16 protein-coding genes are annotated in these 20,081 nt (G+C 66.6%); 3 read left to right on the forward strand and 13 right to left on the reverse strand.

What is annotated here, in order from left to right; genetic code table 11:
* Positions 1 to 15 precede the first annotated feature (15 nt).
* Positions 16 to 1,476 (forward strand): lipopolysaccharide biosynthesis protein, encoded by a 1,461-nt coding sequence (locus tag OJF58_RS17975; protein WP_300779084.1) that lies wholly within the window; start codon positions 16 to 18, stop codon positions 1,474 to 1,476.
* 12 nt (positions 1,477 to 1,488) lie between these two features.
* Here the strand turns inward: OJF58_RS17975 and OJF58_RS17980 are convergent, their stop codons facing one another.
* Both OJF58_RS17980 and OJF58_RS17985 read right to left on the reverse strand, forming a co-directional pair.
* The gene (locus OJF58_RS17980) at positions 1,489 to 2,337 is read right to left on the reverse strand and encodes an FkbM family methyltransferase (RefSeq protein WP_300779085.1); all 849 of its coding nucleotides are present in this window, start codon (positions 2,335 to 2,337) and stop codon (positions 1,489 to 1,491) included.
* 211 nt (positions 2,338 to 2,548) lie between these two features.
* Positions 2,549 to 3,514 (reverse strand): acyltransferase, encoded by a 966-nt coding sequence (locus tag OJF58_RS17985; RefSeq protein ID WP_300779086.1) that lies wholly within the window; start codon positions 3,512 to 3,514, stop codon positions 2,549 to 2,551.
* 238 nt (positions 3,515 to 3,752) lie between these two features.
* Here OJF58_RS17985 and OJF58_RS17990 point away from each other — a divergent pair, with 238 nt between their 5' ends.
* Positions 3,753 to 4,964 (forward strand): hypothetical protein, encoded by a 1,212-nt coding sequence (locus OJF58_RS17990; protein WP_300779087.1) that lies wholly within the window; start codon positions 3,753 to 3,755, stop codon positions 4,962 to 4,964.
* 31 nt (positions 4,965 to 4,995) lie between these two features.
* On the opposite strand, the gene OJF58_RS17995 is transcribed toward OJF58_RS17990, so the two are convergent.
* From OJF58_RS17995 to OJF58_RS18040, 10 genes are all read right to left on the reverse strand, one after another.
* Positions 4,996 to 6,222, reverse strand: coding sequence for a glycosyltransferase family 4 protein (locus tag OJF58_RS17995; RefSeq protein WP_300779088.1), 1,227 nt, complete (start codon positions 6,220 to 6,222; stop codon positions 4,996 to 4,998).
* A gap of 122 nt (positions 6,223 to 6,344) precedes the next feature.
* A complete protein-coding gene (locus tag OJF58_RS18000; protein ID WP_300779089.1) occupies positions 6,345 to 7,766 on the reverse strand; it encodes a hypothetical protein in 1,422 nt (473 codons plus the stop codon).
* Positions 7,700 to 8,896, reverse strand: coding sequence for a glycosyltransferase (locus OJF58_RS18005; protein ID WP_300779090.1), 1,197 nt, complete (start codon positions 8,894 to 8,896; stop codon positions 7,700 to 7,702). The genes OJF58_RS18000 and OJF58_RS18005 overlap by 67 nt, the downstream gene beginning before the upstream one ends.
* A 19-nt stretch (positions 8,897 to 8,915) precedes the next feature.
* Positions 8,916 to 10,328 carry an undecaprenyl-phosphate glucose phosphotransferase gene (locus tag OJF58_RS18010; protein WP_300779091.1) on the reverse strand — a complete coding sequence of 471 codons (1,413 nt, stop codon included), beginning with the start codon at positions 10,326 to 10,328 and terminating at the stop codon, positions 8,916 to 8,918.
* Positions 10,329 to 10,407: 79 nt separating this feature from the next.
* On the reverse strand, positions 10,408 to 11,658 hold the full coding sequence (locus OJF58_RS18015) for a glycosyltransferase (RefSeq protein WP_300779092.1): 1,251 nt from the start codon (positions 11,656 to 11,658) through the stop codon (positions 10,408 to 10,410).
* A 93-nt stretch (positions 11,659 to 11,751) separates the two neighbouring features.
* The gene (locus OJF58_RS18020; protein ID WP_300779093.1) at positions 11,752 to 14,061 is read right to left on the reverse strand and encodes a polysaccharide biosynthesis tyrosine autokinase; all 2,310 of its coding nucleotides are present in this window, start codon (positions 14,059 to 14,061) and stop codon (positions 11,752 to 11,754) included.
* An 11-nt stretch (positions 14,062 to 14,072) separates the two neighbouring features.
* Positions 14,073 to 14,708 (reverse strand): polysaccharide biosynthesis/export family protein, encoded by a 636-nt coding sequence (locus OJF58_RS18025; RefSeq protein ID WP_300779094.1) that lies wholly within the window; start codon positions 14,706 to 14,708, stop codon positions 14,073 to 14,075.
* Positions 14,709 to 14,796: 88 nt separating this feature from the next.
* Positions 14,797 to 16,266, reverse strand: coding sequence for a mannose-1-phosphate guanylyltransferase/mannose-6-phosphate isomerase (locus tag OJF58_RS18030; RefSeq protein WP_300779095.1), 1,470 nt, complete (start codon positions 16,264 to 16,266; stop codon positions 14,797 to 14,799).
* Positions 16,267 to 16,339: 73 nt separating this feature from the next.
* Positions 16,340 to 17,728: a HAMP domain-containing sensor histidine kinase gene (locus tag OJF58_RS18035; RefSeq protein ID WP_300779096.1), complete on the reverse strand. Its 1,389-nt coding sequence runs from the start codon at positions 17,726 to 17,728 to the stop codon at positions 16,340 to 16,342.
* A 121-nt stretch (positions 17,729 to 17,849) separates the two neighbouring features.
* Positions 17,850 to 18,665, reverse strand: a complete 816-nt coding sequence (locus OJF58_RS18040) for a response regulator transcription factor (protein ID WP_300779097.1) — start codon at positions 18,663 to 18,665, stop codon at positions 17,850 to 17,852.
* A 167-nt stretch (positions 18,666 to 18,832) separates the two neighbouring features.
* Between OJF58_RS18040 and OJF58_RS18045 the strand changes: the two genes are divergently transcribed.
* A complete protein-coding gene (locus tag OJF58_RS18045; protein ID WP_300779098.1) occupies positions 18,833 to 19,417 on the forward strand; it encodes a hypothetical protein in 585 nt (194 codons plus the stop codon).
* Here the strand turns inward: OJF58_RS18045 and OJF58_RS18050 are convergent.
* Positions 19,399 to 19,983, reverse strand: coding sequence for a glutathione S-transferase family protein (locus OJF58_RS18050; protein WP_300779099.1), 585 nt, complete (start codon positions 19,981 to 19,983; stop codon positions 19,399 to 19,401). The two genes, OJF58_RS18045 and OJF58_RS18050, sit on opposite strands and share 19 nt — an antisense overlap.
* Positions 19,984 to 20,081 lie beyond the last annotated feature (98 nt).

A 20,081-nucleotide genomic window follows, 5' to 3' on the forward strand; every position in this document is an offset into this window, starting at 1 on the left:
GAGGTCGGTCATCTCGTGGCGGATGCCGGTCGCCGCTCGCGGCGCGGCGGCGCTGTCCTGCTTTCGGCCCAGGCTGTCCGTGTGCTCGGCCAGATCGGCACCTTGGTGGTGCTCGCGCGCCTGCTGCCGCCTTCGGCGTTCGGCCTGCTGGCGATGGTGGCGGCCATCGGGACGATCCTCGACCTCGTCAAGGAATTCGGCCTCTCCGCCGCGACCATCCAGAAGCACGACATCACGCAGGCGCAGGTTTCCGCGCTGTTCTGGATCAATTCCGGCATGGGTGCGGCGCTGGGCGGCGGGCTGTTTCTTGCCGCTCCGCTGCTCGCCGATTTCTACGGACAACCCGAGCTCACCGACGTCGCGCGCTGGATGTCGCTCGCCTTTGTCGCAAGCGGCCTCACGGTCCAGCACTGGGCGTTGCTGCGCCGCCAGATGCGGTTTGTCACCATCGCCGGTCTGGAGACGACGGGCGATTTCGTGAGCTTCGCCGCCGGCATCGGGCTTGCGCTCGCGGGCGCCGGCTACTGGGCGCTGGTGGTGCAGCGGTTGTGCGGACCGCTGCTGCTGCTGGCCGGGAGCTGGCTTTTGTGCCGCTGGCGGCCGGACCTCCCGCGTCCGACCGCAGGCGTGCGCGCGCTGCTCGGCTATGGCGCGTCGGTGACGGCCAGCCAGCTTGCGGTTGCCTTCGCGCGCAGCATCGACCAGATCCTGATCGGCTGGCTGTGGGGACCGGCGCTGCTCGGCCTCTACGAGCGCACGACCCGCCTGCTGATGATGCCGGTCAATGCCGTCGGTGCGCCGGTCTATGCGGCGGCGATGCCGGCGCTGAGCCGGCTGGTCGACCAGCCGGCGCGTTACCGCTCGCTGTTCGGCCAGGTGATGCAGAAGATCGCGCTTCTCACCATGCCCGCCTTTGCGTTATCGGCCGTCACCGCCGACTGGGTCGTCGGCATCCTGTTCGGTCCCTCCTGGGAGCAGGCGGTGCCGCTCGTCGTGCTGTTCAGCATCGCCGCGACCTCGCTCCCCGTGGCGCAATCGGCGGGCCTTCTTTATCTCACGCACGCACGGACCACGGAGATGCTGCGGTCAAATCTGATCGATGCCTCGCTCTGTGTCGTCTCCATCCTCGCCGGTCTGCACTGGGGTGTCGACGGCGTCGCCGCCTCGCTCGCCGCGGTCGGCGTGCTCGTCCGCATGCCGCTTGCCTTCTGGCTCGCGACGCGGCGCGGCCCGGTGCCGGTCGGGGTCATCTGGCGAGCGATCGCGCCGCCTGCCACCGCCGCACTCGCGGTCGCGGTTTCGGTGGGCGCCCTGCGCGAGTTCCTGCAGGCGCCGACGGTGGCGGCGCTGGCGGCAACGGTGGCCGTCGCACTGTCGGCGATGTCGCTGGCATTGCTGGCGTGGCCCGAGACGCGGCGCGAGATCCAGGCGCTCATGTCGTCGGGCAAGCTGCTGCGGCCCTCGGCCTCGGGCTGACCGTGATCTGGCTCAGAGACGGGCGAGGCGGTCGCGGATTGCCATCGTCGTCTCCGCCGGCTCGCCGGGCGGCAGGAAGACGAAATTGTTGACATAGTCGACAAGCGGTGCGCGCTCGTGCAGCATCGCGGTCATGTCCGGCATATCGGACCGCTTCTGCAGCGCGGCGGCAGAGAAGGTTTCGATGTCGTGCAGCCGGCCGGCATGCACGTAGTAGCCGCGATAGCCGAGGCCGGCGAGGAAGGCCACGGTGCGGGCCATACCGCCGGCTGACAGGCGTTCATCGATCTCGATCAGCAAGCGAGGCCGGCACCGCCGCAGTGTAGCGACCGCCCCCTCCAGAACCGCTTGCTCATGACCTTCGACGTCGATCTTGATGAAGCCGACAGTCCCCTTGTAGAGCTCGTCGAGCCGGGCCGTACGGACCCGGATGACATCGCGCATCGCATAGCCGGTCACTGCCGACAAGGCGATGCTGGAGCCGCCGCAGACTCTCACGCCGTCGATCACGGGAATGTAGAGCTCGACCTCGCCGGCACGGTCGGAGAGGGCGATGGGTTCGACGATCACGTCGTCTGCGAATTTTGTGCGGAGCAGGCGCGCGAACTCCGGCACCGGCTCGAAGGCGACGACGCACCTTGCATGGCGCCGCATGAAATGGACGTAGCCGCCGCAGTTGGCTCCGACATCGATCGCATCCTCGTCGCCCCGGCAGAAGAGATCGACGAGCCGCATTTCGATCTCGCCGTATTTCTGAAGATAGCGCGCCTCGCGCCAATTCAGCACCGCCTGCGGAAGCAGCGCTTGCACGGCGTGCTTGGTCTTGCGGAGAGAGACACCCTCGGCCATGGCAGCAACCATGTCCTCACCCCCACATCATCTTCCACGTGCGCACCGACAGTGTAAGGTCCCGATCATCGCATAGGAGAGATCTTTCTGCCCATGCGCCGATACAGAATACGCAGACTCCGCAACCCGAACGCGGTGCACGTGACGGCCTGCGGCCCCGAGACGCGACCCCAAATCCGCTCCCAGGCGCCCGGTGCCTGGCTCCCGACCGGCCGCACGTACCCTATGCGGTGCGGGCCACCGTGCGCGTAAGGTGGCGGCGCAGCCAGCTGTTGGTCGGCTTTTCGAGCGTCCAGTAGCAAATGACGGCAACAACGATGCTCACGATGATCGTGACGACCGAGGCTGCGATTGCCTTGACGGAGTAGGTCGTCAGCGGGACCAGCGCTTCCTCGACGGCGCGCACGACATAGGGATGCAGCAAGTAGAGCGAATAGCTGGCATCGCCGATCAGGATCACGACCGGGGCGACCCTCATCCGCCCTTCCAGGGACAGGGCGGATAGGACGAGGACGAACGAGAGCGGTCCACAGACAGCCACGTCGTAGAGCTTCGAGCCGGACGTGGTCTGCAAGGCCATCAGGCCGACGGATGCCACGGCGACGCCAAGCGCGAGCACGACCGGCACCGCCTTCAGCACCGCGAGCTTCCTGGAATAAAGGTAGAAGGCGACCATGCCGGCGACGAATTCCAGAAGCCTGGGATTGCACCAGAAGCTCCACGGCAGATCCAGATGGGCCACCTGGCCCAGCAGGGACAGTCCGGTCAACATGCTGGCGCACGCTATCGGCGCATGCTTCGGCCAGACGGCGAGGCACGCCCCGAACAGGACGTAGAAGAACATCTCATAGTTGAGCGTCCATCCCAGGAAGAGGATGGGCTGAACCATTCCCGTGGCGCGCTCGTACGGAATGAACAGCAATGATTTTACGGCGGCGGTCGCGGTCACCTCGGTGGATTGCAGGAGTGCGGGAAGAGTGATCGCCACGCCGATCATTGCGGCAGTCGCCACCCAGTAGAGCGGCACGATCCTGATGAGGCGCTTGGCCAGGAAATGGTCCGGCTGCCGGTCGGCGACATAGCAGACGATGAATCCGCTGATCACGAAGAAGATGTCGACACCGAAGTAGCCGACGCCTATCAGGCGAATGTGGAAGAACAGCACGCTCAGCGCGGCGATCGCTCTCAATCCCTGAATAGTTGCCAGTCTTGCCAATGCCCCCGCCGCCCCCGAACTGCTGACCCACATAACCACGATGATCACCGCCCGGAAAGGCATTCTGCCGTGACCATGCAGTGGCCGCGGCGCGGCGGTGAAGAGCGTGAGAGGGGCGTCAAATCACATAATTATGTCACGAGAGGGCTATTCCTTCTCCCGGTCGCATCTGTGAAGAAGGATAGCAGGGTTTCCGGCGAGCATCCCGGCGATGCGCGAGCTCTGCGGGCTGGTCGACGCATCGGGTCGGTCGAGAGCAGCGAGGGAGAGTCTTGTGGACCGGAACAGACGCGGTTTTGTCGGCGGAGCATCGGCGATTGCGCTGCTCGCGGGTTCGTCCGCCGCGCTGGCGCAGCAGAAGAACTCTGTCGCCGCCGATGCGGCAGCCCGGCCGAAAGCGGGCATGGCAAAACCGACCTCACGCGCTGAGCTGTCGGCCATCCTGCAGGCTGCGGCCGACTCGCAGACCGTCGCGGTGCTCGATCCGATGACTGACGTCACCGTCGACAAGACGGTCGAGATCGTCCAGCGCGTCTCGACCAATCAGCTATGGGGCGTCATCGGAAACGGCGCCAAGATCCGCTCTGCCATCCGCGACCGCGCGCCGGTCGTCAAGTATACGGTTCTGCCGGGTGAGCGGACCGAGACGTCCAGCCGGGGGCTGACGATCGAGACGCTCGACATCATCGGTTCACTGCACGACGGTCCCGGCCTGATGCTGCACGCGCCTTCCAGCAGGGGCGCGATCTACCGGGCGATCCTGCGCGACAACGCCACATCGAGCTCCGGCGGCCTCGGGGCGCTGCACATCAAGGGCGCGGTATTCGAGCTGCTCGTCGCGGGGCACGCGTCGGAGAACAACAGGCAGCACGGCGTCGCCATCGAGCACGACGACAAGGCGATCGTTTCCAACTGCATGATCCACGGCCTGAACAGCAGCCGGAACACCATGGCCGGCCTGTACACGGCATCGAATTCGGTCGACGTGGTTCAGGGCTCGTTCGTGAACAACGGCGATTCCGGCATCAACGCGCCCGTCGGCATCCGCTCGGTCGCGTTCGTCAACGGCGAGAACACCGGCCAGTTCGTCGTCCGCGTCGGCGGCTTCGCCAATCTGCACAACTGCGAAGCGTCGACCGACGGCAGGACCATCCAGCACGATGGTCTGACGGGCAAGCCCGCGGGCGCGCCGACCGAAGCGCTCGTCGACTATTGGGCCTTCAACCAGTATTCGAACGACCTCAAGCTGACCGGCGAATGCAAGGTGACCGCCTACGGCGGCGGAACGGGCTATCTGGCGCGGGTCAGGCAGGCTGCCGGCTCGTCAAGCGTCTGGCTCGAGCCTTGGATGGACAGGGAGCTGGTCAGGCGTACCCAGCGGAGCGACCGGTTGCCGCTCATCAAGCAGGTGACGGCGACATAGCGCGGCGTCGATCGAGCCGCCGGAACGGCGCTCAGGGACTTCGCTGAGCTCTGCCCGCCGCCCTGGCGAAGCTGGCTTCGAAGCGATCCGCGACGCTCGAGATGTCGAAGGCGCTCTCGGCATAGGCGCGCCCCGCCGCGCCAAGGTCGAAGCAGGCCTGCGATTGGCTGCGCAGACGGTCGGCGGCCGCGACGAAGGCCTGCCGGTCTCCTGCCGGGACGCAAAGCCCGGCGCCGGCCTTCTCGACCAGCCGCACCGAAAGATTGCTGGTCGGGGCGGACAGCAGGATGGGTCGGCCGCCGCAGAAGTAGCTCAGGACTTTCGACGGGACGGAGAACGGGCCCGCATCGTTCTCGAGCAGCGCGACCAGGACGTCGGCCGCGCCGAGAACGTCGGGAAAGACGTCCATCGGCTGCAAGGGGAGGAACAGAAGATTCGGCTTGGGCGCCGAGGCGTTGCGCGCCTTCAGGGCCTCGTAGCTGACGCCGGAGGCGGCGACCGCGATGACCACCTCGGGATCGTTCTCGAAACGCTCGGCAAGCGCCCACAGCAAGTCCGGATTGTGCTTCAGGGCCAGCGTGCCGGAGTAGAGAAAGACGAACTTGTCGGAAAGCCCGTGGCGCTCTGACCACGCATTGGTCTTCGGCCGCAGCGGCAGCGTATCGAGGGCGCCCCAGTTGGGGATGACATCGATCGCGTCATCCGATACGCCGAAGCTCCTGAGCGCCGGCTTGAAGTCGTCGCTGACGAGGACGATCCCGTCGCTTCGGCGCAACATGCTGGCTTCGAGATGCCTGTAGTAGCTGCCGATGGCGTGGCCGACGACGGGAATCTTCCGGCTCAGGATCTTCGCCGCCGCCAGGCTGTAGAAGTCCTGCATCCAGAACAGGAAGGCGGAGCCCGTCTGCCGGACGCCCTCGAGGATCGAGGCTTGCGCCTCGAGCGGCGTGTTTCCCGAAATCGTCACGTCGGGTGCGAACGCCGCAATCCTGCGGCTGGCGAGCTGGCCGTAAAGGACGTCCGCCTGACGCCTGCGGATCAGGTTCTGCTTGGAGTAGGCCCGGCCGATCGAGATGGGCTCGATGGAGAAGGTGCCGGGGTCATCCGGCAGCCGGCGTACATCGCCCTTGGGCCCCATGTCCTCGGCGAAGAAGAAGTGCCGCACTTCGTGACCACGCCGCGCCAGCTCGCGCGAGAGCGCGAACTGGAACGGATGGCCGCAATAGTCGTGAAGGGCGATCCTCTTCGGGCTGCGCATTCTTCGTCCTGACCGCGCTTCGCCTTGGGCCGTTTGTTCTCGCCGGCGGCGATCGGCCGTCGGTCCTCGAAAGCGGGCGCGAACCGCCAGTGTCTGCATGTTCGCGCTGGGCAACTTCACTGTCATGTCGGTCCTGCCAGACGGGAATAGCGGCGGGTGAACAGGGGGTGCGGCTGCGGCGCAGGGTAGGGGTTGCCGTCCCGCTTGTCCGGCTGGGCAACCAGGACGGTCGAAGCCGCCGCGATCAGCAGGACGGCCCATGTCTTGGGGCCGACATACGACCCCGAGGCCTGTCCCAGGATCGCCCATACGGCCCAGCAGTAAAGGACGCTGGTCGTGCCGAGCACACGGAGCCACCAGCTCAGCCCGATCACGGTGATCGTGCCCCATATCACGCCGAGATAGATCCAGTGCGTCCAGAAATAGTTGGTGAGAACGTCGGACACCTTGGGGATGCGCCAGGCGGACTGGAACTGGGCCGAGTTGTTGAACACCGTCATCACCCGATCGGCGATATACTGCTCGCCCGTGAGGCCTGACCCGGCCCACGGGTGCGTGTGGAGCATGTCGAAGGCAACCAGCATCGGGCCGGTGAAGCGGTAGAAGAAGCTCGCGTCCTGGCCGGACTGGAGCTGATGGAGTCGCTCGGCGAACACGCTCTGGCCGAGGACGACCGCGATCGCGAGCACCACCGCCGATACGGCAGTCGCTCCGATCAGCCTGCTCGCAGAGGCCCGGCCCGGGCCGCCCGACAGCAGGACGAGATAGGGGATGGCGAGCAGCAGCATGAGCATCAGCGTCGGTCCCGGCAGCACGATCAGCGCGAGGCCGAGCAGGCCGGCAAAGATCGGGTACTTGAAGCGCGACCGGCTGAGGACGAGCCAGACCGAGGAAAAGTGCGTGTAGGCAAAGGTGACGGCGGAGGGCTCGGAAGTGAACAGCTTGGGCCGGACGCGGCCGTAGAGAATCTCGTCGCGCAGGTCGGCGTCGTAGACGACGCGGGCATTGTAGATGTGCTCGCGCACGGTATCGCTTATCGTGCGCAGGCCACCATACTCCTCGAGCAGGCAGCCGACGATGATGGTGAGGCAGAAGGCCAGCAGGATGGAGGCGATCCGGTCGCGATCGCCATGGACCATCGTCAGGAAGATCGCGTAGCCGATCACCAGTGAATAGGTGAGCTGCAGGAGGCCGGTGAAGCGCTTGTCGAGGAAGGTCAGGTTTTCCGCCGACAGGATGGAGCCGACGAAGAGCGCGACGACCAGCAGGAGGCCCGCGATCTCCTTCGGCCGCATGTCGTTGCGGCGGCGCCACAGAAGCGCCAGCCCCGCGAAGCCCGACGGGGCGCAGGTGAGTGGGATCGTCGGCGTGATCATGAGCGCCACGCCGAGATAGAGCCCCAGCAGGTAGATCACGAAGAGAAAGGCGTCGAGCGCATCGAAGCGCCGCTGCCCGACTCCCAGGGCGACGGCCGAGCTCATGGAGCGGCGATGGCGGACAGGATCTGCCGGCCCCGGCTCGGCCAGTCGAAGCGATCGCGGCATACCGCGAAGGCGCGCTCCTGCAGGCGGTTCAGGAAGTCGACGTCGTCGATGGCGTCGACCACGCCCTGCGCCAGCGCCGCATGGTCGGGGAAGAGCATGACGCTGTCGTCGTGGATCAGCGGTACGCCGGCGAAGGAGCCCGAAAGAGCGAAGACGGGGATGCGATTGAAAACGTATTCCAGGACCTTGAGCTTGAAGCCGCCGCCGTTGCGCTCCGGCACGATGGCGATGCGCGCCTCGTCGAGGTACCGGTTGAGGTCGGCCACCGTGCCGGTGAAGCGCGTCGCCTGCGTCTTGCGCCGGAGCTGCCTCAGGAAACTCTCGTCGGCGCTGCCGACCGCCTGCAGCTCGACCTGCTGGCCGGCAAACAGCGGATCGGCCACGTCGACGAACTCCTCGAGGTTCATGCGCTTGGCGATCCAGTCGAACGAACCGACGATGATCGCCCGCCGCGGCAGCCTCGTCGAGATCCGCCGCTCGGCAAGGCGGCGACCGCTGTAGCCGGGTGTGATCACGCCCATCGGCTTGTCGTTGCGCCGGCGCCGGTAGAGCTGCAGGTCCTCCGGCGTGATGGCGGTGACGAAGTCGACCGAGTCGACCAGGTCGCGCTCGAGCCGCGAGACCTTGACCGCATCGAATCGCACGGCCTGGCGGCGCAGGAACGGCCGCTGGCTCTCGGCCACCTGCGCGCGCAGGCTCTCCTCGTGATTGTGCGAGACATAGATCAGCCGCGGTCGATCACGGCGACCGGCATAGTGATCGCGCACCTGGTCCAGCGCCCAGCCGACCGAGATGCCATCGAACACGATGCCGTCCCAGCCGCCTTTGTTCAGCAGGTCGCGCAGGGTGCGCCGCATCTCCGCCGTGCGCCCGCGATAGGCGATGTGCGGCAGCCACGATGCAAGGCTGCCCCAGCGCGACTGGCTTGGATCGAGCGGGTCGCTCGGCAGCCACCACACACCGTGCGCGTCGCGCGTCCCGTTGCAGCGCGACGACTCGGGCCGACGCAGGCCCAACACCTCGATCTCGCTGCCCGTCGCCGCCACCGACTCGATCAGCCCGCCCGAATAGACGTACTGTCCGTTGTGCTGCGGTTCGGGGTCGGCGAGCGTCAGCCACAGGCAACGCATCGGCCGATCCTTGGAGCGGTCAGAAGGCGTGCTGGCCGGTGAATCCGCCAAAGATCGTGCGGGCGATGATCTTGAGGTCGAGAAGGATCGACCAGTGCTCGATGTAGTAGAGGTCATGTTCGACACGCTTCTTGATCTGCTCGACGGTGTCGGTTTCGCCCCGCCAGCCGTTGACCTGGGCCCAGCCGGTGATGCCTGGCTTCACGCGATGACGGGCGTCGTAATACTTGACGGCATCCTGGTAGAGAAGGGTGCCGGCCTTGGCCGCGAGCGCATGCGGCCGCGGCCCCACGATCGACATCTCGCCGCGAACCACATTCAGGAATTGCGGCAGCTCGTCCAGACTGGTTCGACGCAGGAAAGCACCGACCCGCGTGATGCGCGGGTCGTTGCGGCGCGTGAGCTGCTCGGCGTTGGCGTCGGTCTGATCGGTGTACATGGTGCGGAATTTCAGGACATCGATCAGCGTGTTGTTGAAGCCGTAGCGCTTCTGCCGGAACAGGACCGGGCCGGGGCTGTCGAGCTTGATCAGGAGCGCGATCACCAGCAGAAGGGGCGCGATCGCTGTCAGGATGAGGCCTCCCAGCAGGCGATCCTCGATTTCCTTGGCGATCCAGCGCCAGTCGCGCAGCGGCCGGTCGATCACGTTGAGGAATGTATGACCGGCGATATGGCTGGCCGCCACCGTGCCCAGGCGCAGCCCGAACGAGTCCGGGCACAGCCGCACATCCACCGGCACCAGGCAGAGCCTGTTCAGCGTGTCAACGAGCTGACGATCGGCCGACAGCGGCAGGGCGACAATCACCGTGTCGATATGGTGCTCGCGTGCATCCTTCACCAGCTCGTCGACGGTGCCGCGGATCGGGTGGCCCATGCAGTGCTTGGGCAGGTCGGCCGCGCCGTCGTCGTAGACGCCGATGACGCGCAGGCCGCTGTCGCGACTTGCGAGATCGCGCAGCAGGCGTTGCCCGATCGGGCCGGCGCCGACGACCGCTACGGCGTCGCCGAGCCGGCCGGCCTGGCGCCAAGCGCGCATGCGCTGCCACAGGACGAAGCGGCCCGCGCCCATCAGCGCCAGTGCGCCGGCAAGCCAGGCCATCGCCCACGGGCCTTCCGCCGCCATCACCGGCTCGAACAGCCGCGTGGCGAGGAACAAGGCGGCGACGGTACAGGTCCAGCCGATCAGCAGCCGCGTCACCGCCGTCTCGAAGCGGGCAAAGACGGCGAAGCGATAGGCGCCGGCCAGGTGGAGGAAATTGACGCCGAGGATGGTGCCGAGCAGCACGACCAAGCCTGCCAGATGCCAGTCGACAGCGGGCGCCGCCCAGTGCACGGCGGCGACGCCGGCGCCCAAGATGGCGACGGCATCGAAGCCCGCGACCGAGCGCTTGACGATCGCCTCGGAAACGGTGGGGGTACCGTTACGGATCATGAAGAAGACCGCTCCTTTTAAGGCGATTCTCCCAATCCGGACGCCAGTGTGTTGTGATCAAAGTGCGACTAGAGACCGGTCACACCGAAAGCACGACCGATGCGAAGCGTTGTGGCGTTTGTGTGGCAACGAAGCGAGCGGCCGCCGGGAGGTCGATGAAGGTGGCCGGTCCGCGCTCGACCATGTGTGCGATCTCACTGGCAAGCTGGGCGGGATCGCACGAGTCCACGGACACGCCCAGGCGGTGCTCACGCGTCAGTCGGCCGACCAGGCCAAAGTCCTGTGCCAGGACCGGCCGTCCGTTGACCGCGGCCCACATCAGAACGCCGCTCGAGCCGACGAACTTCTGATAGGGCGCCAGGACGACGTCGCTTCGGCGCACGAGCGCCGCAAGCTCGCTCCTCTCCAGCCGGCGGTCGTCGATGCGCAGCCAGAGGTCGGGACGCTCCTGCATCAAGGCCTGGCGACGCTGCTCGAGGCGGGGGCGCAGCGACGGGTCCACCTTGCCCGCGAACAGGATGGCAATGCGCGAGGTGACCTCGGGCGGCAGCAGACGCAGTGCATCGAGCACGGCCAGCGGTCCCTTGCGCTCCGCCAGATAGCCGAACAGCAGGAAGCCGGTGCGACCGGCCGGCACGAAGTCGCCCTCGTTGTCGTTCGCCGTCGGCTTGGCCTCCGGCGGACAGGGTTCCGGCAGTGCCGACACCTTGTCGCCGTGTCGATAGTAGGTTCGCGCATAGACTGGGAAAAAAGGATCGAGCGTCAGGATCCGTTCCACGGCGCGATTGCGCAGCATCAGGGGATAGAGCACCGCCTTCTGAAGGTCGCGCAGCCGGTCGCCGATGGTCGGGCGGTAGGGGCCGATCTCGCGGTAGTGCACCGACGGCCGGAACAATACACCCGACAGGGCCTTGCCATGAGCCCCGAGGCCGAGCGCCAGCGGCAGCGTCAGAAGGTCGATCGAGAGGAAAAGACCATGCTGCGCACCGGTCTTGCTCAGGTACTTGCGCATGGTCCACCAGCGCCAGAAGCCTGCCCGCGCGAGCGGTCGCCCGATGCAGCGCCGCGCCTCCCGGGCCGGCAAGGGGACAATGCGGATGCGGTCCCGGGAGGAGCCTGGCAACAAACGTGCGAGCGGCCCGCACAGCCCTTCCGCGACCACCAGCCAGAGCTCGGCGCCGGTGCCCTCCGAGACGGCAAGACGCACTATCGCATCCAGCCATTCCAGCGTATGGCCCTCGGCTTCAGGCTCGAAGATCAGGATCTTCGGCGGTTCCCGTCGCGCGGTCGACGGGCTGGCGGTCGACGGGCTAGCGGCCGACCAGGGCATTAACCTGCCTCGCGCAATCGCCGGGGCGCCGCTTTCGGCCCCGGCCGCACATCGCGGGCCGGGAAGGAGGTACGCGACGCACCGCTCATGGCCTCAGCCGTAGGTCGCCTTGATCGGCCGTGAATACTCGTAAAACGGGTCGCGATGACCGTAGCGACGGTATTCCTTGGAGACGACGCGGGAGAGCACCACGCCGGCCACGTCACCCTGGGCATCGATGATCTGCTTCAGCGCCTCGACCACGGCATCCTGGCGCGTATGGCCCCATCGCACCACGAACACGGCCTTCTCGACGAGCCGTGACAGGGCGAGCACGTCGGCCGTCACCAGCGCGGGCGCGGTGTCCAGGATCACGAAGTCGTAGTGCGGCGTCAGCGCGTCGAGGAGCTGGCGCATGCGGTCGGAGCTCAGCAGATGGGCCTGGGCCGGGCTCCAGTTGCCGGACGGCAGGACGTCCACGCCGGACAGGGCATCGTGATGGATGAGGTCGTCCAGCACGACGGACTTGTCGCCCAGAAGGCTCGCCAGCCCGTCGCGATTGGAGCAGCGGAAGATCTGGTGCAAGCGCGGGCTGCGCCAGTCGCAGTCGATCAGCAGGATGCGGCGGCCATTGCTCGCCAGCAGGCGGCCGAGCGAAGCCACCATCACCGACTTGCCCTCGGCGGGCGTCGCCGAGCTGAACAGCATGGTTCGGGGCGAGGAAGCGGCCTGCGACAGCTCGACACCGATCTGCACGCGGCGCAGCGCCTCGCTGTAGGGCGATGTGGGATGACGCAGCACCTGCATGGCCGGCGGCACGCGGCCGGAAAGCTGCGGCACCATGGCGAGCACCGGCAGGCCGGTGAGCGCCTCGACCTGGTCGGCGCGCCGGAAGGTATGGTCGCCGCTCTCGCGCAGCAGCGCGATGGCCGAGCCGATCAGGAAGCCGCCGACCAGCCCGAGGAAGGCGATCAGCGCCTTGGGCGGGAAGGCGGGCGCCTCCGGCGGCGCCGCCGGCGACACGAGCTTGGCGTCGGCCTGCAGGATCGCATCGGCGCCATTGCTCTGCTTGGCGCGGTTCAGCATGGCCTCGAGGAGGTTGCGGTTCACGGTCGCGTCGCGCTCCAGCGCATCGAGCTGGATCGAGGCGGCATTGACCGTGCCCATCTTGTTCTTCAGGCGCTCGAAGTCCTGGCGCACGGCTTCGTAGCGGGCGTCGGCGGTGCGCGCCTCGCGGGCGAGCCCGTCGACCGTCTTGGCGATCTCGGCCGCGATCTTGGCCCGGGCGTTGGCGACCTCGGCCCGGGAGTTGATCATCGCAGGGTAGCGAGGCCCGTACATCGCCGACATCTCGGCCATGCGCCGCTCGGCGTCCGCCTCCTGCTGCTTGAGCGACTGGATCAGCGGCGACTTCAGCACGTCGGGCACGCTCTCGTTGCCGAGCCCACCCTTGCTCGCCGCCTGCGCCTCGGCGAGCCGCGAGTCGGCCTCGGCCTTGGCGGTCTGGGCAGCGATGAGCTGACTGTTGAGTTCGGTGAGCTGCTGGGCGGTGACGTTGCTGCCCGAGCTCTTGTAGAGGCCGTGCGTACGGCGATAGTCCTCGACCGCCTGGTCGGACTTGCGGACCTGCTCACGCAGCTCGTTGATGCGGTTCATCAGGAACTTGTCGACCTTGTCCATCGTCGCGACCTTCTCGGCGCGCTGATAGTCGAGGTAGGTCTTGGCCAGCGTATTGGCGATCGCCGCGGCCATGTTGGGGTCCTGCGAGTCGGCCTTGACGCTCAGAACGTAGGAGCGGCCGAGCAGCGAGACGTCGACGTGCGACAGCAGGATGTCGATCAGCCGGTTGTCGCGCTTGCTGAGCGCCTGGTCGGGCGGCGGCGCGCCCGGCGCCGGCTTGGAATGCAGCCCGCTCAGCCAGTTCTTGGCGCCCTCGGGCAGCCAGGCGCTCAGGCTGAAGTTGCGCGCCCAGAAGGACGGCTTCTGCAGCTCCGGATTGAAGTTCGGGTCGGAGGCGAGGTGAAGCTTGTCGATCACCTCCTTGGCGAGCGTGCGCGACTGCAGGACGAAGCCCTCGTTCTGCACACGCTCGGCGTCGGGATTTGTGTCGGTGATGATCGCCTCGGCGTTGAACACGCGCGGGCTCTGCACGCCCACCTGAACGCGCGCCTCGGCGACGTAGTAGGCCGGCAGAGACCAGGCAACCACGGCCGCGACGCCGCCCAGGATGACGGTACATGCCGCGATCATCCGCCGATGGCGCCACAGCTTGCGCATCGTCTCGAGCAGGCCCTCGTCGGGAGCAACCTGGGGCCGAAGGATCGGCACAGGCGCCGGCGCGGGTGCGGCGACGAAGCGTTCGGTGCTGGGCACCGCCCGCAGCGACGGACGCCGCTGCGGAAGACGGGGATAATCGTCAGGCATGTGTGCAACCATCAGAAGTAGCGCTCGCGAACGATGACCGTGTCGCCAGGCTGGATTTCACTCTCTTGCGTCGCCGCGACGCGCACGATCTGTCCGTTCACGCGCCGCTTGATGTAGAAGTTCGACATGTTCGCGCGATAGGTCGCGCCGCCCGCCGTGGCGACCGCCTCGAGCAGGGTAAGATCGGTGACGAACGGATAGCTGCCGGGCTTCTGCACCTCGCCGACGACGTAGAACGGCCGGCGCGTCGACACCTCGACGCTGACGCTCGGGTTGTGCATGTACTGCGGGTCGAGCTTGTTGGCGATGGCCTGCTGCAATTCGCGCGGGGTCATGCCGTTGGCGTCGACATTGCCGATCAACGGAAAGGCGAGGATGCCGTTGCCGTCGAGCTGGAACTCGCCGGTGAGGTTGGGCTGGCCGAACACGATGATGCGTGTGCGGTCGTTGGGCCCGAGCCGGTAGTCGGCGGCGCTCACACGGCCGCCGGTGCCGTTCGGCGCGAGATTGAGGCTCCCCGCCGCCGCCGAGTTGTCCGGCACGATCGGCGTCGGATCGTTGGTGCCGCAGGCGCCCAGCGCCAGCGTGGCGGCCGCGATGGCACAGCATCGCAGCAGCGAGTTGGTGGAAATTGAACCTGCCGACATAGTCTTTACCTCCAGGAGAACGGACGGGATACTCGAAACCCTAGGACGCACGGTGGATGAATCGTTGTGACCAATCCGGGACACTCGATCAGACGCGGCCGTAGGTATCTTCGATACGCACGATGTCGTCCTCGCCGAGATAGGGACCCGATTGCACCTCGATGAGCTGCAGCGGCACCTTCCCCGGGTTCTCGAGCCGGTGTTCCGTGCCGATCGGGATATAGACGGATTCGTTCTCGCGCACGAGCATGCGCTCCTCGCCGCGCTGCACCATGGCGGTCCCGTGGACCACGACCCAGTGCTCGGCGCGGTGATAGTGCTTCTGGAGGCTGAGCTTGGCCCCCGGCTTGACGGTGATGCGCTTGACCTGGAAGCGGGCGCCGGCGTCGACCGTCCGGTAGCTGCCCCAGGGGCGGTAGCCGGTCGTGTGCTGGTCGGGCTCGGTGCGATTGCGCTTGCGCAAGGCGGTCACGAGCCCGGACACCTTGGCCGCCGAATCGGCATCGGCCACCAGCACCGCATCGTCGGTCGCCACGACGACCACGTTGTCGACGCCGACGGCTGCGACCAGCTTGCCTTCGGAGCGGATGTAGGAATTCTTGACGTCCTGCGCGAGCACATCGCCGAGCAGGACGTTGCCATCGCCATCGGCATGGCCGATGCCGCGCAACGCGTGCCAGGAGCCGACGTCGCTCCAGGCCATGTCGACCGGCACCACGGCGGCGCGAGCGGTATGCTCCATGACCGCGTGGTCGATCGACAGTGACGGCGCCTCGGCGAAAGCGGCGCCGTCCAGTCGAAAGAACGCGAGGTCCTCGTGGCCGGCCTGGATGGCGCGCTCGCAGCAGTCGAGCATCGCCGGGTTGATGCGGCCGAGCTCGTCGAGATAGGACCGCGCCGACAGGAGGAAGATGCCGCTGTTCCAGTAGAACGCGCCGCTGTCCAGGAAGCGCCGGGCGGTGTCGAGGTCGGGCTTCTCGACGAAGCGATCGACCTCCAGCACGCCGTCGGCGCCGGCGAGCGGTTGTCCGGCATGAATGTAGCCGTAACCGGTGTCGGGCCGCGTCGGCTTCACGCCGAACGTGACGAGGCGTCCGGCCTGCGCCGCGGCCAGCCCCTGCATGACCGCCCGATGGAAGGCCGACGGGTCGGCGATGAGGTGGTCGGACGGCTGCACCAGCATCAGGGCGTCGGGGTCGCGCATCAGCAGCCAGAGGGCGGCGGCGGCGATCGCGGGGCCGGTGTTGCGGGCGTGCGGTTCGAGCAGGATGGCCTGGGGCGCGATGCTCACCTGCCGAAGCTGGTCGTCGACCAGGAAGCGGTGCTCCTCGTTGCAGATCAGCAAAGGCGAGGCAAAGCCCACATCGGTCAGGTTGCGGGCCGCCGTCTCCTGCAGGAGCGTGCGCTCGGAGACCAGCGGAAGGAGCTGCTTGGGGTACGCGGCGCGCGAAAGCGGCCACAGCCGCGTGCCGGCGCCGCCCGACAGGATCACGGGATGGATCTGCGCCGATCCTTGCTGCTGAAACTTCGCGAGGCCGGTGTCGGTAAGTGCGTCCATGGCGCGAAGCTATGAAGCGACGCGCATCACGGCCAGTGATCAAATTGTGCTTTGCACTAAAGCCTTTGGCGCATTATTCGCCGATGCGTGGCAACACGATGGCAATGGCGAGACCGCCGCCGATTCGATTGGTGGCGCGCACCTGGCCGCCCAGCGCCTCGATATTGCGCCTGACCATCCAGAGACCAAGGCCGGAATGCGGCTGGCGCTCGCCGTCGGCGCGGTTGGGCCGGGAGGAAAAGTAGCGCTCGAAGATGCGCTCGATCTTGTCGTCGGGAATGCCCGGCCCCTCGTCGTCGACCTGCAGCTCGACCCAGCGGTGGCCCTGCGTCAGGGTAAGCACGATGGTGCCGCCGCGCGGCGAGAAGCTGGTCGCGTTCTCCAGCACGTTCTGGAGCACGATCTCGAGCATGCCCTTGCCCGCCTGCACCCACACGTCGTCGTCGAGCCGGCGGATCAGGCGGATGTCGTTGGCGGCCATGATTTCGCGGAAATTGAGCGTCGCCTCGCCCACGATCTGGGTGATGTTGGTGGGAACGCGCGGCGCCTCGATCAGGTCGGCGGTGTTGGTGTCGAAGCGCTGGGCGGCGACCACGAGGCCCAGCAGCCGTGCGAGCGAGGAATCGATGATCTCGAGCGCGCGACGGGCGCGCGTGTCGTCCTGCGGGACCGCGCGCCGCACGGGGCTCAACGACGACTGGATGGCGGCGATCGGCGTCTTGAGCGAGTGGGCATTGTCCTCGGCCGACTGGCGGATCTGCTGCGACAGGCGCTTGAGGTCGAGCACCAGCTTGTCGAAGCCGCGCGCCACGCTCGCGAGTTCGGGCACGACGTTGCGCTGGCTGAAGGCGTAGTCGCCGATTCGGCCCTGACCGATCTCGTTGGCGACGTCGCGGAAGCGGCGGAGGCTGAGCCAGATGCTGACCGCGGCCAGCACGGCCAGCACAGCCAGCACCAGATAGATGATCGCGGCCACCCGTACGGCGCGGGTCTCCCAGTAGGGTCGGCCGATCGAGGTGTTGAGGAATTCCGAGGTCGTGTGTGTCGAAGTCAGGACCCAGCAGCCATTCCTGGCCTTGATCGGGATGATCGAGGTGAGAAGTTCGACCTTGCCGTTGGGCTGGGTGTAGCGGATTTCGTCCGAGGTCTCCCACATGCAGGCCTCGCCGAGCCGCTTCAGGATGCCGCGATGGGCGAGCTCCTCGAGCTCGGGGGCCACTTCGTCCGGCCGGATCGCGGGCGAGGAGGCGACGAAGTAGAAGCCGACGTTCGCCTGCTCCTGTCCGGGCTGGGCCAGCGGCTGAAGCATCAGCTTCAGCACCGTCCCGTCGCTGGTGTATTTCGCGAGCTCGTCGTTCAGTGCCGCTCCCGCCGCCGCGTCGGTCTTGCGCAGAACCGGCGCCAGCGCATAGCCGATCAGCTTGCTGCGATCCTGGATGGCGCGCGTGACAAGGTCACGCATCTGCCGGTCGGCACTCTCGAACTGACCATAGAGGACAATGGGAAGGGCGATGAAGATGCCGACCAGGGCGACGAGCTTGAGGGTGAGGGATGCGCCGAACTGGCGCGCGGTGTCACGCCAGCTACGACGTGGAAGCCGAGGAGCCTCCCCAGCGGTAACCGAATGAGGGGTAGTTCTCGATGGCGTCGAAGCTGGGATCGACGAGTCGGAACTTGTTTCGTATTCGCTTGATCGATGAACGGACATTGGTTCTATAGCCATGTTCGCCGCTCCCAGCGATAAAGCCCACGTGATGCATGCAGTCGTAGACCGCACGGTAGGTCACGTGGTGGCCGATATTCGACGCGAGCAGCCGCACGATGTTAAATTCGGTAAGAGTTAAATTGACGTCGGTATCATCCCAAAATGCACGGCTGACGCGAGGTTTCAGCATCAGACGGCCGCAGTGAAGCGTCTCGTCGACCGTCAGCTCACGCGGCCGCTTCGATGATTCTACTATAAGACGCAGGCGTTTGGCGAGAATTGGCACGCCCCGTGCCTTGTCGACGAAGTCGAGGGCGCCGCGGTCGAAGGCGAGATTCTCGTGGCTGGGAGAGGTGCGGCCGGTGAGGAACACGACCGGCAGGAGGATGCCCTCGCGCCGGAGCCTGGGCAACAGGTCGATGCCCGCCAGTGAAGGCAGACCCCAGTCCAGCACGATCACGTCGGCGGCCATCTTGCCCTCGGCGATCGAGGCCAGCATCGCGGCGCCGTCGGCAAAGCTCGTGACGTCGAAGCCGAAATCCATCAATTCCGCAGAGGCCGCTTCACGGAAATCGTCGTCGTCATCGACAAGGATGAGGCGAACGCGCTCGGCCGTCGCGGCGTCATCCGCCGGATTGGCCGTGGGCCCGGAGTTGGGCCAAGCAGGCGCGATTTCCTTCATCGGTGTTGTCATCGCTCTTAACCTCGTAAGCAAGAGTTCCGAATTGGCGCGTCCGGACATCCGGGAAGAGCTGAACGTCGAGCGTGCAGTTCCCTTCGCGATAACGCCAGGTCTTCCCTGGCGCGCGTTCCTCCACGGTGGTCGGGGGGCCGAACAGAGCGCGAACCTCGCTCTCGCTCTTGCCGATCAGATTGACCGGCGGAGCGCTGGCAATCTCCTTCGACGGTTCGGGCGTGCTTTCCGTCGTGGGGGCAGTCGTTGCCGTCGTGGCCGATTGGCTCGACGATGCTGCCTGGTTCGTGGGGGTTGCGGCGGGTTTGGCCGGAGCCGGTCTTGCCGCCGGCCGTTTTGCCGGCGGCTTGGAGGAAGCAGACGACACGAGCCTGTTGAGGTCGTCCCGTGCGCTTCGGGCCACGTCGCAGCCCGACAGGAGCAACAAGCCAATCGCTAGGGTCTGCACGCACAGACTCTTCCTCGTCATCCTGTTGCTCTTTCCCCGCATGCCCGCCATTCCGGAAAACGCTGCCAATGGCAATGCGGTTGCCAACTCGCAAGGCGCGAGCCAACTCGCCGCAGGCCGACGGTGGTTTCCGGTCCCGAAGTTTTGTCTCAATGTTGCGCTGCGGCAACATCTCAACCATCGAACCCGACGCTATCACAAAAAGGCCACGGCCTCCGCCATTGTGCACAGTGCGGGCACACTTGACACAATTTCGCCCGAATGGCAGGGGCGAGTTTCTTTCGGCTACGGTGGAAGCTCATAACCGATGGCGGCTTCGGCTCGGATCGTGCGTTGCACGGCCGGACGGACCATCATTCGATCATGGTGCGCGAAAAGATTCCCGAGCGAGCCCGCCGGCGGCTGCAGCGAACGCGCCATGCGCCAGAACAGCCGGAAGAGATGCATGTCGACAATCGAGTAGTCGTCGAGCGCCCATTCCTTCGTCCCCAACCGCCGGTCGGCGATCTGCCAGACCTCGTTGGCATGGGCGAGACCCTGGCGGCGCGCCGGATGCAGCGTCGAGGCGATGAACGACATCCATGACACCGCATGAGCCTCGGCCTCGATGCCGGCGGGCAGGAGCTTCGCCTCCGGATAACGCCTGGCGAGGTAGAAGAGGCAACCCGCGACCTCGGTCAGCGGCCGGCCGTCGACCAGGAGCGTCGGTACCTTGCCGGCCGGATTGACCTGCAGGAAGGCGGGCGTGCGCGTTTCCTTGCGCTCGAACGAGAGTGGCCGCGCCTCGAACGGCACCCCGATCTCGTGCAGCGCGATGTGCACCGCCATCGAGCTGCTGCCCGGCGCGAGATAGAGGACGAGTGAGGTCATTGGAGTTTCCCAAGGATATCGGCGTGCGCCGCTGACAAGAAACAAGAGCAGGCACTCGGCCTTGCCAACTTGTTCATTCATGAGGGTCTGACCTTGGT

It is taken from the genome of Enhydrobacter sp. (assembly GCF_030246845.1).
Classification (GTDB): domain Bacteria; phylum Pseudomonadota; class Alphaproteobacteria; order Reyranellales; family Reyranellaceae; genus Reyranella.